Source organism: Microbacterium sp. ZXX196 (genome assembly GCF_009709595.1).
Lineage (GTDB): Bacteria > Actinomycetota > Actinomycetes > Actinomycetales > Microbacteriaceae > Microbacterium > Microbacterium excoecariae.
In genome coordinates, this window is sequence record NZ_WMEE01000101.1 from 1 (window position 1) to 280 (window position 280).

Genomic DNA, 280 nt, shown 5'->3' on the forward strand with positions numbered 1-280 from the left:
GTGGTAAGGCCATTTTTACTGCTCACCTCAGCCACCGCCGCTTTTTCACTTCCAAACAAACTCCACCAAACGGACGACACAGAGGATTGTTTTGCTTCAATCGCCTTCCTTAATTGTCCGCGAAAAACGGAAAGATCCGTGCGGTTCAGTGTCGACTCGATGCCATCTTCTGCAAAACCTTCAAGCGCATCGGTTGTCTGCCGGATAAACGCAAGACGCTCCGCGCTATTGATGCCAGAGAACAGATACTTTTTGAAAAGAGTATAAGTGGTTTCCGTCT

The 280-nt window shown here is 48.2% G+C and carries 1 protein-coding gene; it reads right to left on the reverse strand.

Annotated features, from left to right (window positions below):
• On the reverse strand, positions 1-280 hold a 280-nt coding region (locus tag GJQ66_RS14180), incomplete at both ends, for a hypothetical protein (protein WP_196215893.1).